12 protein-coding genes are annotated in these 19,368 nt (G+C 57.4%); all 12 read left to right on the forward strand.

The genetic code is table 11. The features are described 5' to 3' along the window. Nucleotides 1–712 precede the first annotated feature (712 nt). The 12 genes from RBB44_RS01300 to addA all read left to right on the forward strand — a co-directional run bounded on the left by RBB44_RS01300 (nucleotide 713) and on the right by addA (nucleotide 19,285). Nucleotides 713–1,411, forward strand: coding sequence for a response regulator transcription factor (locus RBB44_RS01300; protein ID WP_133949114.1), 699 nt, complete (start codon nucleotides 713–715; stop codon nucleotides 1,409–1,411). Between the two features lie 32 nt (nucleotides 1,412–1,443). Next, complete coding sequence (locus RBB44_RS01305; protein WP_306148093.1) at nucleotides 1,444–3,267, forward strand: sensor histidine kinase; 1,824 nt, start codon at nucleotides 1,444–1,446, stop codon at nucleotides 3,265–3,267. Then, entirely contained in the window at nucleotides 3,264–3,731 is a 468-nt protein-coding gene (locus tag RBB44_RS01310; RefSeq protein ID WP_306148094.1) for an HPr kinase/phosphorylase, read from the forward strand. The genes RBB44_RS01305 and RBB44_RS01310 overlap by 4 nt, the downstream gene beginning before the upstream one ends. 120 nt (nucleotides 3,732–3,851) lie before the next feature. Further along, nucleotides 3,852–4,256, forward strand: a complete 405-nt coding sequence (locus RBB44_RS01315) for a PTS sugar transporter subunit IIA (protein ID WP_008193884.1) — start codon at nucleotides 3,852–3,854, stop codon at nucleotides 4,254–4,256. Between the two features lie 21 nt (nucleotides 4,257–4,277). After that, a complete protein-coding gene (locus RBB44_RS01320; protein WP_209178923.1) occupies nucleotides 4,278–4,547 on the forward strand; it encodes an HPr family phosphocarrier protein in 270 nt (89 codons plus the stop codon). Nucleotides 4,548–4,617: 70 nt separating this feature from the next. Further along, a complete protein-coding gene (locus tag RBB44_RS01325; RefSeq protein WP_306148095.1) occupies nucleotides 4,618–5,892 on the forward strand; it encodes a cyclopropane-fatty-acyl-phospholipid synthase family protein in 1,275 nt (424 codons plus the stop codon). Between the two features lie 264 nt (nucleotides 5,893–6,156). Continuing rightward, complete coding sequence (gene ahcY / locus RBB44_RS01330; protein WP_306148096.1) at nucleotides 6,157–7,545, forward strand: adenosylhomocysteinase; 1,389 nt, start codon at nucleotides 6,157–6,159, stop codon at nucleotides 7,543–7,545. Nucleotides 7,546–7,795: 250 nt separating this feature from the next. Continuing rightward, on the forward strand, nucleotides 7,796–10,309 hold the full coding sequence (locus RBB44_RS01335) for a PAS domain-containing sensor histidine kinase (RefSeq protein ID WP_133949105.1): 2,514 nt from the start codon (nucleotides 7,796–7,798) through the stop codon (nucleotides 10,307–10,309). A 13-nt stretch (nucleotides 10,310–10,322) separates the two neighbouring features. Beyond that, nucleotides 10,323–11,849 (forward strand): tRNA (adenosine(37)-N6)-threonylcarbamoyltransferase complex ATPase subunit type 1 TsaE, encoded by a 1,527-nt coding sequence (gene tsaE / locus RBB44_RS01340; protein ID WP_306148097.1) that lies wholly within the window; start codon nucleotides 10,323–10,325, stop codon nucleotides 11,847–11,849. A 39-nt stretch (nucleotides 11,850–11,888) separates the two neighbouring features. Further along, nucleotides 11,889–12,629 (forward strand): nucleotidyltransferase family protein, encoded by a 741-nt coding sequence (locus RBB44_RS01345; RefSeq protein ID WP_306148098.1) that lies wholly within the window; start codon nucleotides 11,889–11,891, stop codon nucleotides 12,627–12,629. 3 nt (nucleotides 12,630–12,632) lie between these two features. Beyond that, nucleotides 12,633–15,773: a double-strand break repair protein AddB gene (gene addB / locus RBB44_RS01350; RefSeq protein WP_306148099.1), complete on the forward strand. Its 3,141-nt coding sequence runs from the start codon at nucleotides 12,633–12,635 to the stop codon at nucleotides 15,771–15,773. Next, nucleotides 15,770–19,285, forward strand: a complete 3,516-nt coding sequence (gene addA, locus RBB44_RS01355; protein WP_306148100.1) for a double-strand break repair helicase AddA — start codon at nucleotides 15,770–15,772, stop codon at nucleotides 19,283–19,285. The genes addB and addA overlap by 4 nt, the downstream gene beginning before the upstream one ends. Nucleotides 19,286–19,368 lie beyond the last annotated feature (83 nt).

Here is a 19,368-nt window from a genome sequence, read left to right on the forward strand (position 1 = left end):
ATTTGTTAGCGGCCGGGCAGTGTTAACAAATACTGAACCCGGTCTTAAGGGCTGCGAACCTAGTGGATGCGCAGAAATGCAGCAAGGCGGCCAAAGGGCTATGTGGTTGTTTAATCGATTAAAATGCGCGAATAAATACCGCTTAATTAATTTGGGCGGCAAACAAAAAAACGAAACTTTCGAATTCTTCGACTTGTCTGTTGAGGCGAAAGTATATGCGGCTGAAACGCGCTTTTTCGATCTGTGACGTGATTGTGCCGAGGGTGGCGATCTCATTCTCGCCTTATTTGAGAACGCTGCGGCAGAGCATAGAGATCGCAAGCGCACGCAAAATTCATTTAAAGCGGCGTGTTGCCGCCTATCAGTTTGTTCCCGCAGCGGCAGGCGGGGTAAGAAGAGAACCTGATCGCTCAACTGATGTCACCAATGAAACTGACAGCATTTGCGTTTGGCGCTCGGACAACAGCTGAAAGTGTTTCAGCTTATTATTGCGTGCTTTAGGAGTCGGGCTTGTAACGCTGAGCTATCCCCGCCATCTGGAGAAACGTTTTAGCCCGGCAGAAGGGCTGCCTCGGCTATACGCGCCTTACCTTGCAGATTGTAAATGGCCCGATCGCCTTAATTTTTGCGCATTTAGCAGGCCAAAGGCATTGTGTTACTGTTTGACCGACGCGTGCCGTCGGTGCGTTTCCGGAAGTGGACGAAGACAAATATGCCTACGATTGCCCTGGTTGATGACGACCGCAATATCCTGACCTCCGTATCAATTGCATTGGAGGCGGAAGGATATCGGGTCCAGAGCTACACGGATGGAACCTCCGCGCTTGACGGCCTGCAAAGCGATCCGCCCGAACTGGCGATCTTCGATATCAAGATGCCGCGAATGGATGGCATGGAATTGCTGCGCCGGTTGCGTCAGACATCCGATCTCCCGGTCATTTTTCTGACGTCCAAAGACGATGAAATCGATGAGCTGTTCGGTCTTAAAATGGGCGCGGACGACTTCATCCGGAAGCCGTTTTCACAGCGGTTGCTGGTCGAGCGTGTCCGCGCGGTGCTGCGCCGTGCCCAACCGCGCGATGCATCAGCACCAAGGGATGATGCAGACAAGTTGCTGGAGCGCGGGCAACTGGTCATGGATCAGGAGCGACATACCTGCACCTGGAACAACAAGCCGGTTACGTTGACCGTAACCGAGTTCCTTATTCTATCAGCCCTGGCCCAACGTCCGGGGGTCGTCAAAAGCCGGAATGCGTTGATGGATGCGGCCTACGATGATCAGGTCTATGTTGATGACCGCACCATCGACAGCCATATCAAACGCCTGCGTAAGAAGTTCAAAGTGGTTGACGACGATTTCGACATGATCGAAACCCTTTATGGTGTTGGGTACCGGTTCAGAGAGGTTTGAGCTGGAGGCCACAGACCTGAAGGTGGGCCTGAATGGCGGTGGAAAGCGAACATCTGGACGACGTGCAGATCTCTGAACCGGAAGGCGGTTCGGAGCGCTCCAAGCTGCGCCGTTTGAGCAAGAAGCGCGTTCGCCGTAGGATCTTGAGCCGGGTGGGCCGGGTCTTCGGGACATACGTGCTGTCTTCCCTGACGCGCCGGATTATTGCGATCAATCTGGTTGGGCTTATCGCTCTCGTGATCGGGATCCTCTACCTCAATCAGTTCCGTGCCGGTCTCATTGATGCACGGGTGCAAAGCCTCCTCACGCAAGGGGAGATCATTGCCGGTGCGATTGCGGCATCGGCGACCGTCGATACCGGGACGATCACGGTCGATCCGGAACGCTTGTTGCAGCTTCAAGCCGGCGAGAGCATCACGCCGACGGCTGGTGATGATCTTGAAAGCCTGGACTTTCCAATCAATCCTGAACGTGTCGGCCCTGTTCTTCGTCGGCTGATTTCTCCGACAAAAACCCGTGCGCGGATCTACGATCCGGAGGGGATTTTGATCCTCGATTCTCGGCACCTTTATTCCAGTGCGCAGATTTTGCGCTTTGATCTGCCGCCGCCAAATGTCGAGGAAGAAGGCTTTTGGGATACACTCTGGCAGTGGAGCAAGCGATGGATGCAGCAGGGCGACCTGCCGCTCTATCAGGAGGTTGGTGCGGGCGATGGCCGAGCTTATCCCGAGGTGGAGGCGGCCCTTGCAGGATCTCCGGCCAGTGTGACCCGGATATCCCAGCGTGGTGAACTGATTGTCTCCGTGGCGGTTCCGATCCAGCGGTTTCGTGCCGTGCTTGGCACTTTGCTCTTGTCAACGCAGGGCGGTGATATTGATGCCATTGTTCGGGCCGAGCGCATCGCGATCATCCGTGTTTTCTTGTTTGCTGCGACTGTCACGATCCTTTTGTCGATCCTTCTGGCCGGGACCATTGCAGGACCTGTGCGCCGTCTTGCAGCCGCAGCGGATCGCGTGAGGACCGGATCAACAACGTCGCGTGAAGAAATCCCGGAGTTCTCAGATCGGCAGGACGAGATTGGTCACCTGGCGCGTTCGTTCCGGGAAATGACCAACGCGCTCTATGACAAGATTGATGCGATCGAGCGTTTTGCAGCTGACGTTGCACATGAACTCAAGAACCCGCTAACGTCCCTGCGAAGCGCGGTTGAGACCTTGCCACTTGCAAGAAACGAGGATTCGCGTAACCGGCTGATGGAAGTCATTCAGCATGACGTCCGCCGTCTCGACCGGCTGATTAGCGACATCTCCGATGCGTCCCGCCTGGATGCAGAACTTGCCCGGGCGCAATCGGAAACGATCGACATTGCCGGGCTTCTTCGGAATATGGCGGACGCAGCAAATGAGCGGTCCGACAAGGGGGACCCGCGAGTTAAACTCACTGTCGCTGACGCGCCCGGCACCAAACCTTACGAAGTCCAGGGCCATGACATTCGGCTTGGTCAGGTGATCAGTAACCTTCTTGACAACGCTCGTTCGTTTTCACCGAAGAAGGGAACCGTCCGGGTGGATCTTGGCCGCGATGGACGGGAAATCAAAATCACCGTGGACGACGATGGGCCCGGTATCCGCGCGGAAAACACCGAGCGGATTTTCGAGCGGTTTTACACCGACAGGCCGGACGGCGAGGGCTTCGGTAACAATTCTGGCCTTGGTCTCTCGATCTCACGGCAGATCATTGATGCGCACGGCGGATCAATTTCGGCAACCAACCGGATAGAAGCTGGCAAAGACGGGATGGACCGGATCGCCGGCGCCCGGTTCACGATCATTTTGCCCGTAGGCCGCAAGAAGTGACAGCCAACAACATCCACGCCAACTGCCTTGTTGTCGGAACCAAGGGACTTCTGATCCGCGGCAAGTCCGGGAGCGGCAAGTCGTTGTTGAGTGACACAATTCTCGAGGCGGCGCGATCACGCGGGCACTTCGCGGCTCTTGTCGCGGATGATCGCGTGCTCTTGAACGGAGAAACCGGGCGATTGCTGGCGGAGCCGCCAAAGGTGCTTGAAGGCCTGATGGAAGTGCGTGGTGGCGGAATTGTGCGGACAGGGTTTTTACGCCATGCGCAAGTTCACCTGATTGTTGATTTGTGTCCGAGTGAAGCGTTAGAACGCCTTCCGGATGAGCCTTGCAAAAAGGAAACCGTTTTGGGCGTAGTCTGCCCGCTTCTTCGTTGCCCCGAAGATGATACTTTTTCAAGTGTACGATTGATCCGCTGGGCCTTCAGGCATCTCTACTTAAATAGCCCTGACTATTTTTAAGGCGGACCTTTCCTTTTTTGCTTGCAACTGGCGATACGGTTGCCGAGAGTGCAGCAGGCTGGTAAACGCCCGGCTCTCAAATGAGCTGAAGCAAATCTCGATAATCGGGTTTTTATACGTATGATTGGACTTGTCCTCGTCACTCACGGGCGCCTCGCCGAGGAATTCAAGGCAGCACTGGAACATGTTGTTGGCCCACAGGAGCAGGTCGAGACCATCTCCATTGGCCCGGATGACGATATGGAACAGCGCCGGCAGGACATTTTGGCGGCGGTCGATGCCGCAAATACAGGCAAAGGTGTGGTTCTTCTGACAGACATGTTCGGAGGCACACCGTCCAACCTTGCTATCTCGGTCATGGACAGCAAGTCCGTTGAAGTCGTTGCAGGTGTAAACCTGCCGATGCTGATCAAATTGGCCAGCGTTCGTGCCGATCGCGAGCTTCCGCAGGCTGTTGACGAGGCGCGGCAGGCTGGACAAAAATATATCTCCGTCGCGAGCCAGGTGCTGTCGGGACAGAATTAACAAGAACAGGACGCGAAAAGCGTGTTGGAAAAAGACCTGACGATTGTAAACCGGCGCGGCTTGCACGCCCGTGCATCGGCAAAATTGGTAAAGCTGGTTGAGACTTTCGACGCCGACGTGGAAGTCTCAAGAGATGGCCAGACAGTAGGCGGCACCTCGATCATGGGTCTCATGATGCTCGCAGCCAGCCCCGGCTGCTGCATTAAGGTCCGCACAAGCGGCGCGCAAGCCGAACCTGCGCTTGAGGCCATCACGGATTTGGTTGAAAGCGGCTTCGGGGAAGAAGACTGACCGTCTCGACACACCGCAAGGTTTGACCATTGAGTTGGAGGGCAAGTTGGACGCGGTTGTGGATCGGAATATGCAGGTAACGAAAGACCTGCTGGCCCATGTTCATGATGCATTGGGGGCCGACTTTTCTTTCGAGCTTCCAGATGGAACGGTCATACCGGAAAATAGCCAGGAGAGCGAACTCCGCCTATTCATTTCCGGCACTGCGATCCCTGCGCTTTTGCGGCGTCCCAGCTTAAAGACGGTTCTTGAGCTTTATGCGCGCGGCGAAGTCGAGCCACGGGGCGGGTCGCTGTTTGATTTCGCGGACAAGCGTCCGTCGGTCAAATCAAAGATACTGTTGAAGCGTCTGAACAAACGCCTTGTTGTCGGGTCAGCGGTAAAGCTGTTCTTTGCACCGCGCGCATCCGATAAACAACAAGCGCAACTGGACGGCGGCAATGCGGCTCAGCAGTCCGGGAGCGGTCAGACCGACATTGCCTTTCACTACAATGTCTCCAATGAGTTCTATCGGCTCTTTCTGGATCCGGAGATGCTCTACACCTGCGCATATTTTAAGTCATGGGACACAGATCTTGCGACGGCACAGAAAGACAAGCTGGAGATGATTTGCCGGAAGCTGCGCCTGAAGCCGGGGGACCGAATGCTCGACATCGGGTGCGGCTGGGGGGCTCTGATTTGTTACGCGGCCGAGCATTATGGTGTGACGGCAACAGGCGTGACTTTGTCGGAAGAACAGGCCGTTCTCGCCCGCGAGCGGATCAAGGCCAAGGGCCTGGAAGGTAATGTTTCTGTCGAGCTAAAGGACTTCCGTGAGATGGAGGGCGAGTTCGACAAGATTTCCTCAATAGGGATGTTTGAGCATGTCGGCCTGGATCATCACGAGGAATACTACCAGGCCGTTCATCGTCTTCTGAGACCGCGCGGGATCTATCTCCACCATGCGATCACGCGCCGGGGCAAAAAGAGCCTCAAGAACTTCCGACGCAAGCGTGCGGAGTATAAGGCGCTCGTCAGATACATTTTTCCTGGCGGCGAGGTCGACCACATCGGATGGACCCTCACCAATCTGGAATCCTGGGGTTTTGAAGTGCACGACGTCGAAGGTTGGCGGGAGCACTATGCACGCACAACCCGACTGTGGGCTGAGAACCTGATGCGCGCCAAAGAGGCAGCAATTGCCGAGGTGGGGGAAGAAAAATATCGCTTGTGGCTGGCTTATTTGACGGGTGTCTCCCTTGGCTTCCAGCGCGGCACGATCAACATCTTCCAGACTGTGTCGACCAAACGCACAAAGGGCCCGTCGTCTATGCCGCCGACACGTGAAGATCTTTACCTGAGCTAGACGGTATCGGCGATTTGGAGCTCAGTCGAACCCATGTTTCGAAGCCCCATCCTAACGATGACTTAATCATATAAAGAATTCTTTATATCTTTATTGCATGACATGCGGTGCGGGGTTATAACCCCGGCAATGGATTGTGGCGTTGCTCGCAATCCGGCCACTTGCCGCGCAGCAGTCAATCGACTGGATCTGTGTTCCGACAGACGCGGCGCAAAATCGAGTTGGCCCGGCAACAGAGGCTGGCGCAAACAGCAGGAAACTTTCATGGCTGATTACATCGTCAAGGATATCGGACTCGCAGACTGGGGCCGCACCGAAATCGAAATCGCGGAACACGAAATGCCGGGCCTGATGGCGTGCCGGGAAGAGTTCGGCGAAAGCAAGCCGCTCAAGGGCGCACGCATCGCCGGTTCCTTGCACATGACCATTCAGACGGCGGTTCTGATTGAAACGCTGGTTGCGCTGGGCGCGGAAGTCCGTTGGGCGTCTTGCAACATCTACTCCACACAGGATCAGGCAGCAGCTGCGATTGCCGCTTCCGGCGTTCCGGTGTTCGCTGTAAAGGGCGAAACACTTGAGGAATACTGGGACTACGCCGACAAGATCTTCGATTTCGAAGACGGCGCCAACATGATTCTCGACGATGGGGGCGACGCTACCCTTTACATCTTGCTCGGTGCCCGCGTTGAGGCAGGTGAAACGGATCTGATCGAAAATCCGAAGTCCGAAGAAGAGGAAGCTCTCTTCGCGCAGATCAAGAGGCGCGCAGCGGCCAATCCGGGCTGGTTCACCAAGCAGCGCGACATGCTGCAGGGTGTCACGGAAGAAACCACCACTGGCGTTCTGCGTCTTTATGAAATGCAGAAAAACGGCAAGCTGCCGTTCCCGGCGATCAACGTCAATGACAGCGTGACCAAGTCCAAATTCGACAACCGGTATGGCTGCCGCGAATCTCTGGTAGACGGCATCCGCCGCGGTACCGACGTTATGATGTCCGGCAAGGTCGCTGTTGTGTGCGGCTATGGGGATGTCGGCAAGGGCTCGGCGCAATCTCTCGCAGGCGCTGGCGCCCGGGTCATCGTTACAGAGATCGACCCGATCTGCGCACTTCAGGCATCCATGGACGGCTTCGAAGTCAAGACCATGGAACAGGTTCTGCCGGAAGGCGACATTTATGTCACCGCGACCGGCAACAAGGACATCATTACCTTCGACCACATGCGTGGCATGAAGGACATGGCGATCGTCTGTAACATCGGTCACTTCGACAATGAAATTCAGGTTGCCGCTCTGAAAAACACCAAACTGCGTCCGGTCAAGGACCAGGTCGACATGTATGAGTTCCCGGATGGTAAGCGGATGATCCTGCTGTCTCAGGGGCGTCTGGTAAATCTCGGCAATGCGACAGGGCACCCGAGCTTCGTTATGTCTGCAAGCTTCACCAACCAGGTGCTTGCGCAGATCGAACTCTTCACTAAGGGAGATCAGTACAAGAACGAAGTCTATGTGCTTCCGAAGCACCTCGATGAAAAGGTTGCCCGTCTGCACCTGGCAAAGCTTGGTGTGACGTTAACCGAATTGAGTGACGACCAAGCGGATTATCTGGGGATTAACAAGTCCGGTCCGTTTAAGTCGGAACACTACAAATACTGATTCCTGCGCCTCGCCATACTAGATATGGTGAGGGCTGCGATTCGGCATTGTGAACAAAAAAATGCAGGACCCTTCAATTTGAAGGGTCCTGTTAACTTTTCAGCAAGGGACTCTTCTGCGCGATTCTCAAAAAGGTTATGGTTTTAGCGAATCAGAGGCCAGAAGGCGGATGTCTTTGATTTGCTCCCAATAATCGGGGGCTGCATCCCGCTAGAATTAGCGGGCGAAGGCGGTGTAAGGGGATCTTGGAATGCCGGAAGGCAGCGGAAACGGCGTGCGAGGCCGCACGACGTGGCAGGATTGGAGTCTTAAAACGATCAAACTCGGCAGTGTGTCGGGATTGGCGATGGCTCTGTCTGGCAGCCCTGCTGCGGCCGCGGATTTTCTGTCCGGCACACTTGCGGCAATCAATCCCGACACAATGGTCATGTTTGGCGCCCTTGGCGGCATGTGTGCCTTTGCAGTCACTGCAGCTATTGCGCTGGTGCGGCACCGTGCTCAATCCGGCCAATTGACAGAGGCGCTTGAACAGGAAAAGCGCGATCTCAAATTTCGCGTCGACCGCCTTGAAGCCATGCTGAATACAGATGAACAGCGCGTCATTGTCTGGACGGGCAATGGCGCGATGCCACAGATCTGGGGCATTCTTCCTGAAAAGTCAGGTGTTCCGCGTCCACCGGCCCAGCTGCTAGCTTTCGGCAGTTGGCTGACGGCAAAATGCGCAGGCGATCTTGAGCGTCATCTGGACCTTCTGTTCCGCACAGGCGAAACGTTCAACACTACACTCAAGACCCGCACTGGCAGTTACGTGGAAGCACTTGGCCGCACGACGGGTGGTGCGGTGGTGTTGCGACTCCGGGATCTCACGGGTGAGCGCCAGGCGCAGGCTGAACTTCAAACCCGCAACGCAAAGATCTCTGGTGAGCTGCACATGTTGCATGCGCTCCTCGACGCGATGCCGGCCCCTGCTTGGCAACGGGATGCCGAGGGTAATGTCATCTGGGCGAATGACGCTTATGCAGAAGCGGTCGAGATGCCCGATGCGCAAGCGGCCGTCAAAGAAGGGGCGACCTTCCTCGATGCCGCGGCGCGCACTGCAATGGCCGTTCAGCGAAACGAAGATGGCTGCTTCAGTGCGCGCATTCCAATCGTTGCATCCGGTCAGCGCCGGGTGTTTGAAATCACCGATGTCAACGCGAATGTCGGCGGTGCCGGTATTGCCGTGGACATCAGCGAACTGGAACAGGCGCAAAAAGAACTTGGCCGTGCAGAAGAGTTCCATGGCCGGACACTGGATCAGCTGGCCGCCGCTGTTGCGATTTATAGCGGCGACCGGAAGCTGCAGTTCTATAATGCTGCCTTCCGTCAGCTTTGGGACCTTGATCCGGCCTTTCTGGAAAGCCACCCGGAAGATGGCGCGGTCCTTGACGCTTTGCGGGCTGCTCGGAAGTTGCCCGAACAGGCGGATTACCGCGGCTGGCGCAACAAGATGCTGGAAGGCTATCAGTCGCTCGAAGCACGTGAAAGCTGGTGGCATTTGCCGGATGGCCGCACCCTGCGTGTGATCGCCAACCCGCATCCGCAAGGCGGTGTGACCTATATCTATGAGAACGTCACGGAGCAGCTGGATCTCGAAAGTCGCTACAACGCCCTGACGCGAGTTCAAGGTGAAACGCTGGACAATTTGTCTGAAGCCGTCGCAGTGTTCGGGTCTGACGGAAAATTACGGCTTTGGAACCCGGCTTTTGGCCGGATTTGGGATCTCGAAGAAGACCAACTTTCCAAGTTCCCGCATGTCAATGAAGTGGTCAGCGCGTGCGCGTTGAACGACTATGAGAAAACGGCCTGGGAGCAACTCGCCAGCAATGTAACGGGCTTGGTCGACAACCGAACGCAGAACGTCAGCCGATTGGAGCGCCACAATGGTGCCGTGCTGGACTATGCAACGGTGCCTTTGCCGGATGGTGGGACCCTCGTCACGTTCGTGGATGTGACCGACAGTGTGAATGTGGAGCGGGCGCTTCTTGAAAAAAACGAGGCGCTTGAACAGGCCGACCAGATCAAGAACGCATTCATCCAGCACGTCTCCTATGAGCTGCGCTCGCCTTTGACCAACATCATAGGATTTGCGCAGCTTCTGGCAGATCCGAAGTTTGGCGATCTCACCGAAAAGCAGGGCGAATACGCCGATTACATCCAGTCTTCCTCGTCGGCGCTGCTTGCCATCATCAACGACATATTGGACCTTGCCACGCTTGACGCCGGGATCATGGAGCTGGATCTGCGCGAAGTGGATCTTGCAAGCACCGTTGAAGCGGCAGTCGAAGGGTTGAAAGACCGGATCGCCGAAGCACGCATAAATCTCAGGACCCAGGTTCCGGACAACATCGGCAATATGATCGCGGACGAAAAACGCCTGCGTCAGGTCCTGTTCAATCTCATCTCCAACGCTGTGCGGTATTCTGAGCCCGACGGCATTGTCGACATCAGCTGCGACCGGGACGACGACAAGGTAACCTTTGTTGTCCAGGATCATGGTCTCGGTATCCCTGCGGAAATTCTAACCCAGGTCTTCAATCGTTTTGTCGGTCATGACACGGGCGCGCGCCGCCAGGGTGCGGGCCTTGGCCTTGCCATCGTCAAAAGCTTCGTTGAGCTTCATGGCGGAACGGTCGACATCGACAGCGTCGTCGGCAAGGGTACGACCGTAACCTGTGTCTTCCCAGCGCATCCGGATCTGGCTGATCAGGCTGCGGCCGAATAAGGTTCGCGTCCCCATGGCGTCCCACCCGCTTCGCGATCTGACCGCAACCTTTCTGTCTTTGTCGTTGAAAGACGAAAGCGAAACGCGTCAACTCGCCGAAGATCTTGCGGCAATCCTGAAACCAGGAGACCTGTTGTGTCTTTCCGGGGATCTCGGAGCTGGTAAATCCACCTTCAGTCGTGCGCTGATCCGCAATATCGCCGGCGACCCGGCTTTGGAAGTTCCGAGTCCAACCTTCACATTGGTTCAGCCTTACGATTTGCCAAGGCTTCCACTTGCCCATTTCGATCTGTATCGGCTGGAAGAGCCGGAAGAACTTGAGGAGCTGGGCCTGGAAGAAATCCTGGAGGACAGTGCCGCTCTGATTGAGTGGCCGGAGATGGCGGAAGACCTCTTGCCCAAGTCAGCGCTTTGGCTTCAGTTCCGCCATGTGGAGGATGAGGACACCCGCCAGGTTGAGTTCTACTCCGAGGATCCGGAATGGGAAAACCGGATTACCGCGACACTTGAGGTTCGCGCGTTCTTGAAGGCCGCGCTGAACATAGGGCAGATCAAACGGCAGCATCTGGCTGGCGATGCGTCTCTTCGTACGTTTGAGAAAATCGAGGCCGGTGACGAGCATCTAGTTCTCATGCGATGGCCCTTCTCTGATGCAACACTGCCCGAGGATATTCGGTCCTACATGGACAAGGTGCACCTTGCGAAGGACTGCCGTGCGGTTGCTGCAATTGGCGGCGAACTGCGCAAGAGTGGCCTCCGCGCACCGGCCATAAAGAAAACGGATTTCGACAAGGGGCTGATCCTGTCTGAGTTTCTCGGCAGCGAAACGATCGTCGTTGACGGCAAGCCTGTCGCGGAGCGGTACTTCGCCGCCGTCGATGTCCTTGCGGCCATGCATGCCCGGAAGTTTCCGGAAACAGTGGATCTGGACACGGGTGAAACCTACCAGGTTTCGGCGTACTCCGCTGACGCACTGGTCTCTGAAGCGAATCTCTTGCTGGACTGGTATCTGCCAGAGAAAACCGGAACTGAAGCGAGCGATCAAACCAGAGCGGAATTTGAGGCGCTTTGGCGAGGTTTGCTGGATGGAATATCAGAGGCCCAAAGCGGTTGGGTCCTTAGAGACTTTCACTCTCCAAACCTGCTTTGGCAGGTCGGGGCATCAGGCACTGATCGCATTGGCCTGATTGATTTTCAGGACACGTTGATCGGACCAGTCGCTTATGATGTTGCTTCCTTGCTGTTGGATGCGCGAACGGACATCAACCCTGAACTGGAAAATGCCCTTTTTGATGCTTATCTCCAAAAGCGGAAGGGGCTTGGCCAAGAAGTCGATCTGGAGGCGTTCAAACAGGCTTATGTCGTTATGGGGGCGCAGAGGATTTCCAAGATCCTCGGCATCTTCGTCCGCCTTGCAAGGCGGGACAATAAGCCTGCTTATCTTGAGCACTTGCCAAGGATGGAAGGGTACCTCGACCGGGTGATGACGGCACCCATATTGTTCGATTTAAAAGATTGGTATCAAAGACATATTGGATGATACTGACCGGACGCTGAAGAGCTGATTAGACAACCGAGTATGACGATGACAGACACGCGCTTTCGCCCAACCAATGCCATGATCCTGGCCGCCGGCCTTGGCAAGCGGATGCGCCCGCTGACTGCAACCACACCTAAACCGCTCATTGAGGTAAATGGTCAAGCTCTGGTCGATCATGGAATGGACCGGCTGGCGGCTGCAGGCGTGAAAAAATGCGTGGTTAACGTCCATTACCTCGCCGACCTGGTTGAGGTCCATGTCCGGCGGCGGCTCGATATGGACATCGTGATTTCTGATGAGCGCGCGCAGCTTCTGGAGACCGGTGGTGGGATCAAAAATGCGCTGCCACTGCTCGGGAAGGATCCTTTTTTCCAGCTGAATTCGGACACCTGCTACTGGGTTGAGGGCGTCAAGCCAAACCTGGAGCATATGATTGATGCCTGGGACGACAGCCGCATGGACGCATTGCTCCTGGTCGCTGAAACGGTGAAGGCTGTGGCTTATACCGGCCGTGGCGATTTCGAAATGGCACGTGATGGCTCGCTCAGCCGAAGGCCGGAAAAAGGTGTCACCCCATTCGCATATGCGGGTGCTGCGATTTTGCATCCCCGTTTGTTTGAAGGGGCTCCGGATGGACCATTCTCGATGAATGTCTTGTTCGACCGTGCAATCGAAAACGGTCGGTTGTTTGGTGTCCAGATGGAAGGTGTCTGGCTGCATATTGGCACGCCGGAAGCAATCCGGGCTGCCGAATATGCAGTTCGCGAAAGCGCTGCCTAAGAGATGCCGGATCAGCCCTGTCTTTTTACAGTCCCGCCCGCCGTATCCTTTCTTGAGACCTTTGTAGACAAGCTTGTTTATGGGCAACTCGTTCCAGGGTTCCGGCCGCTGGATGATCCATTGCTGTTGTCGTCAGCGACGCTCTACCTCCCGACGCGCCGTGCCGCCCGCCAGCTGCCAGACCTGTTCCAAAAGGCTTTTGACGGCAAGCCGGTGCTTTTGCCAATTATCCGGCCGGTCGGTGATGCCGACGAGGACATCCAATCTCTGAGTTCCGGCCCTGACCTGGAACCGCTGCCGCCGGCAATGCCGCTGATCGACCGGCATCTGGCGATGACCCGGCTGGTTATGGCCTGGAAAGGCGCTTTGCGCCGTGAAGCTCTGGCCCTGCGGTCCGATGAGCCGCTTGGGCTTCCCGCTTCGACCGCCGATGCAGCCTGGCTGGCTGGCGATCTCCTGACCCTGATGGATGAAGTGGAAACAGAGGAGGCGGACTGGAGCGAGCTTGCCGGGCTGGTGCCGGACGATCATGCTCGCTATTGGCAGATCACGCTGGACTTTCTGCAGATTGTTCAGGAGGCCTGGCCGGCGCATTTGGCAGAACTCGGCAAGATGGACCCGAAGGCCCGCCGGTCCGCGCTGATCCGGCGGGAAGCCCAACGCATTTCCACGACGTTGCCAAAAGGTCCGGTCATTGTGGCAGGCGTAACCGGCTCGGTGCCGGCAACGGCTGAACTTCTGAAAGCCGTGGCCGGGTTGGAGCAGGGGGTGATTGTGCTGCCCGGGTTGGATCTGGACCTCGATGACCGGTCCTGGGAGGCGCTTGGCAAGCGGTTTGTACCCGGCACACGGCATGGAAGCGGGACAAAAACACCTCCGCCCTTGTCCTCTCATCCGCAGTATTCCCTGAAACAGCTGCTTGATCGGCTTGGCGTCACGCGGGCGGATGTTTGCGAGCTTGGTGAAGCTGATGATGTGCAGCGCCAACGTCAGAAACTGGTCTCGGAGGCATTGCGCCCTGCGGACACCTCAGACGGCTGGACAAGTTATCTGGATGCGACCACGATGGATGTCCGAGCGGTTGCACTCGGCAATGTCGCTCTCATGACAGCCCGCAACGAGGCAGACGAAGCGCTGAGCCTGGCAATTGCCTTGCGGGAGGCAATCGAACTCGGCGAGGCCGCAGCGCTGATCTCCCCTGACCGGATGCTCACCCGCCGCGTGGCGGCGGAGCTTGCGCGCTGGAACATCCAGGCTGACGACAGTGCCGGCCGGCCGCTCGATCAGACCGCACCCGCCATCCTGGCGATCCTGGCCGCAAAGCTTGCGCTCAATGGCTGTGAGCCGATTGATCTTCTGGCGCTTCTGAAACATCCGCTGGCGCGGCTCGGTCTGCCCATCAAGGACATCCGTGCGGCGGCTCGAGCCTTGGAGCGTGGGGTGATCCGCGGCGAGCGGCCTCGCCCCGGTACGAGTGGTTTGATCATGGCGGTAGAGGCCTGCAGAGCCGCGGCAGAGAATGCACACACGCCGCGCTGGAAGAAGGTGCACGAGGGCGATTGGGATGTGATCGCAGACCTTGCGGCACGCTTGCAGCAAGCTCTCACGCCGCTGGAAAGCATGGCCGGAGATCGGGACCCGGTGCCGGTGGAACACCTGGTTCAGGCGCATGTCGATGTCATGCAGGCGATTTCTGCGGATGAGACAGGCGCCGCGGATGAGCTGTATGCGGCCGAGGCTGGTGAAGCGCTGGCGGCGTTCTGGTCCGGGCTGTTGGAAGCAGAGGCCAGCGGTCTTTCTGTGCCACCGCACGAATGGCCATCCGTTCTGTCGGCATTAATGTCTGGAGAAGCAGTGCGCCGGCGCTTGCCGGGGGATCCGCGGGTGCAAATCCTCGGGCCAATGGAAGCACGCCTGCAAGCATTTGATTTTGTCATTCTTGGCGGTCTCAACGAGGGCACGTGGCCGCAGCGTACCCGCAACGATCCCTGGCTCAATCGGCCAATGAAACGGGATATGGGGCTGGAACCCCCGGAGCGGCGCCTGGGAGCAGCAGCCCATGATTTTGCACAAGGGATGGGTGCCAAGCGGGTCCTTCTTTCCCGTGCCGCAAGGGCTGATGGGGCTCCAACGGTCGCATCAAGATGGCTGCAACGTCTGACCACACTGGCCGGACCGGAGATCGCAGCTGCGATGGAGGCGCGGGGCACCCGCTATTTGCAACTCGCTGCGCTTTTGGATCGCCAGGCAGGTGATGTGCGTCCTGCGGAGCGGCCTGCCCCGAAACCTCCTTTGGCAGCGCGGCCGAAAACGCTTTCGGTGACTGAAATCGAACGGCTTGTGCGGGATCCCTACGCGATCTTTGCCCGGCATTCGCTGGAGTTGCAGCCGGTTGATCCGATCGGCGGGGAACCGGGAGCCGCCGACAAGGGCAATCTCATTCACGATGCACTTGCAGAGTTTTTGTCGACCTGGACCGGACCGTTTGACGAAACGGCGGTGACGGGTTTGCTTGAGATCGGAGAAGAGCTGTTCGAACCGCTGGATGCGTTCCCGGCAATTCGGGCGCTCTGGTGGCCGCGGTTCCAACGGATCGCCGAAGGGTTTGTCGCGTTTGAGGCCAAGAGGTCTTTGGACGTCGAAAAACGGTTCCTGGAGATCGGCGGCGGTGTCGAGCTAAAACTGCCGGGTCTGGATTTCCGCCTGCGCGGGCGGGCGGACCGCATCGACCTGATGAACTCCGGCTCTCTTTCGGTCATTGACTACAAGACTGGCCAGGTGCCGTCACAGAAACAGGTGGATGCTTTGTTGTCCCCGCAGCTGCCACTGGAAGCTGCGATGATCCAGCGCGGTGGTTTCAAGGATGTGCCAGCTGGTGACCCGGTCGGTGAATTGCTTTACCTGCAGCTGAAAGGCGGGACTGACGCCGTGCTCGAAGTCGGCCGAAACCCGAAAGACGCGGCATTGGAAGAGCTCATCGAGGATGCCTGGCAGCGTCTCGAACAACTGATCGCCCATTATGCCAAGGAAGAGACCGGCTATCTCTCCCGGGCCCGCGTCATGCAGGGCCGTCAGATCGATGGTCCTTATGACCATCTGGCACGCGCGCAAGAATGGGCCCTTGGCGGGGAGGACCCGGCATGAGCGGCTTCCAGATCCCCGACCTCACGCGGCAGCGTCAGGATCTTGCATCGCGCCCCCGTGCGTCCGCCTGGGTGAGTGCAAACGCTGGGTCAGGGAAGACCTTTGTCCTGTCGCGCCGGGTTGTCCGGCTGCTGCTGGATGGCACCGATCCATCCCGCATCCTGGCGCTGACCTTCACTAAAGCTGCGGCCGCTGAAATGGCGACCCGCGTCTTCAAGATCCTCGGCACCTGGGTGACGATGGACGATGCGGATCTTGCAAAAGAGCTCTTTGAGATTGAGGGACGTCATCCGGATGCCGCCCGGATCGCGATGGCCCGGCGTCTGTTTGCGCGTGCGCTCGAAACACCGGGCGGCCTTAAGATCCAGACCATCCATGGCTTTTGCGAAGCACTTCTCCATCAGTTCCCGCTCGAGGCCAATGTCGCCGGTCACTTCAACGTTCTGGATGACCGTATCGCCGCAGAGTTGATGGCGGAAGCGCGCGCCAGCGTCTTGCACAAGGCAGAGATGGAGCCGGAAAGTCCGTTCGGCCGGGCGCTTGCATCTGTTATCGATCTGATGAGCGATGGCGGTGCGCAAAAGGCTCTGGATGAACTCATTCAGAACCGCGATGCGTTCCGACGCTGGACGGTCGATGCGGGTGGTTTGGAACCAGCATTACAGGCCCTGGCGAGCGATCTTGAAATTGATCCGGCCCAGCAGCTTTCCGATTTCGATTGCCGCTTTCGCTCTGAATGTCCGTTCGATTTGAACACCTGCCTAAGCTACTCGGAAGCGCTGAACACGGGCACGAAAACGGATCAGGGCAAGGCAGAGGCGCTTGTTGCGGCGATCCGCCAGACCGATCCAGGCCTTTTCCGCGAGGCTTGGCTTCCGGTCTTCCTGACCGGCAAGCTGGACGCACGGAATTCGCTGGCGACCAAGAAAGTCACGGAAGCGTTTCCGGACATGGTCGATGCGCTGTTTGCTGAACAAGCCCGGCTTTTGGAGCTTCTGGATAGACGCCGGAAGGTCGTAACCTACGCTGGCACTGTTGCGCTGTTGCGGCTCGCGGATGCCGTGATCACGTATTACGAACGGGCAAAGACGGCCAAAGGCTACCTTGATTTTGAGGATCTGGTGGTCAAGACGGCCACGCTGCTTGCCAAATCAGATGCGGCTCAGTGGGTGCAATACAAGCTCGATCAGGGCTTGGATCATATCCTCGTTGACGAGGCACAGGACACGAGCCCGCGCCAGTGGGAGGTGGTCAACGCTTTGGCCGCCGAGTTCTTCGTCGGTGACAGCGGGCGTGAAAAGGTTCGGACCCTCTTTGCAGTGGGGGACGAGAAACAGTCGATCTATTCCTTTCAAGGCGCTGTTCCGGCTTATTTCGACCAAATGCGCCGGGCCTTTTCCAAGCAGGCACAAAGCGCGGAGCAGGAGTTTCACTCTGTAAACCTTCAGCTCTCATTCCGTTCGACACCGGATGTTCTGGGCGCGGTCGATGAGGTCTTCAAAGACGCCGGCGCTTATCAAGGGCTATCGCAAGAGGGCGTGGCCCCGATTCATGAGGCGATCCGGCTGGATCCCGGGATTGTTGATCTTTGGCCGCTGGAAGCTGAGGCTGAGGTGAGCGAACCGGATGACTGGCGGTTGCCGGTCGATCAAGTCGGCTCAGGCAGCCCTATGTTGAAGGTTGCCAAGCGGATCGCTGCAACCATCAAAGGCTGGATGCTGGATGGGACTGCAGAGCCGGGCGATGTCATGATCCTGGTCCGCAAGCGTGGTCCGTTCGTAGAGGCGCTGAACCGGGAGCTGAAAAATCTCAACATCCCTGCGGCCGGCTCAGACAGGCTGATCCTCACAGATCATATCACTGTTCAGGATCTCGCAGCTCTCGGGCGTTTTCTTCTCTTGCCGGAAGACGATCTTTCTCTGGCGGCTGTTTTGAAAAGCCCTCTGTTCGGTCTCGATGACATGGATCTTCTGGAGGTCGCGCGCGAAACAGATGAAAAAATCCGGCCCGGCACGCTCTGGCAGATGCTGGTCAAGCGATCCGAGGCCTCTTCAAAATGGCAGGAGGTTCGCCAGCAGCTTGAGGACTGGCGCGCACGTGCGGACTTTGTGCCTCCCTATGAGTTCTACGCCCGACTGCTTGGGGCGGACGGAGGGCGTCATGCGTTCCGCCGCCGCCTCGGTGTCGAGGTCGATGATGTCCTGGATGAATTCCTAGCACTGACGATTGCCTATGAGCAGGCCGGAACGCCCGGTCTGGAAGGGTTCCTCGCCTGGATGGCGGCTGCCCCGACTGAGATCAAGCGCGAGCTGACCAACACCAAGGGTATGGTGCGCATCATGACGGTCCACGGCTCCAAAGGGCTGGAAGCTCGGATTGTTATTCTGGTTGATCCAGGTGGCGCGCCGGTGAGTGCGATCCATGATCCGAGCTTCTTGCCGCGGCCGCGTCCCGGAAACGACTTATCACCGCCTGCTCTTGTTTGGCTGCCTCCGAAAACAGATCGCATCAGCTGGCATGACGAAGCGGTCGAAACACTCCGAAAGGGGCAGGAAGAAGAATACCGCCGACTTCTTTATGTCGCGCTCACACGTGCCGAAGACCGATTGGTTGTTTGCGGCTGGGAGCCGAAACGCGGCGCACATGACGATTGCTGGTATTCGCTCGTGTCTGCTGCCTTGAAGCCACAAGCCAAAGAGTTGCACGATGCCAAGGGTGATGTTGTCGGGTGGCGTTGGCAAAAAGATCCCAGCGCAGATACGAGCAGCGCACCGTCACCTGGCCATCCTCGAACGGATGCGAGTGCATCTGGTGACGAGCACGTACTGCCTGACTGGGCACATCAACCTGTCAAACCTGTTTCCAGAAAAATCCGGCTTCAACCGTCAAAGGCGTTTGAAGACATGGAAGACAAGGACGGTATTGAACCGGTTCCGGCTGTGGCGCGCCTAGCAGCTGGGCGCCAGCCGGATTCTTGGCCATTGGAACGGGGGCGGTTGGTCCACAGGCTATTAGAGTTGCTGCCTGACTTGGCGGCAGTGTCACGGATGGCGGCTGCGGAGAGATTTCTTGATCAGGCTCTGAAGCCGGTCTTCGCTCCTTTCAAAGACACTTTGCTGAAAGAGCTTGAGCAGGTCCTGAAGGAACCAGAGTTTCAGCCCGTGTTCTCAGAAAATGGCCGGGCGGAAGTGGCTCTGGCTGGAACGATTCGTTCTGCAAATGGCACGGACGTTGAGGTGTCGGGGCAGATTGACCGCCTGATTGTGGACGGCAACGAAGTTGTGATTGTGGATTACAAGACCAATCTCAAACCGCCGGAGACACTTCATCAAGTGCCGTTGGAGTATCGGGCGCAGCTTAGTGTTTACAGGGAGTTGCTGCGGCAGATCTATCCGGCAAAGACAGTCCGATGCCAATTGCTTTGGACAACAGGGCCATCGTTGATGGAGATTCCGGGCGAACTTCTTGATGAAACTTTTGCCGGATTGGCGCCAGAGGTCCGGCCTGCTTGACGGAGCCGCTTCGGCTACCTACGTTCCAACCAACTGGCGTACCTGAACTGGGTATGTGTGAACCACCGAACCACGAGATGTTG

Source organism: Roseibium sp. MMSF_3247, from assembly GCF_030733765.1.
GTDB lineage: Bacteria > Pseudomonadota > Alphaproteobacteria > Rhizobiales > Stappiaceae > Roseibium.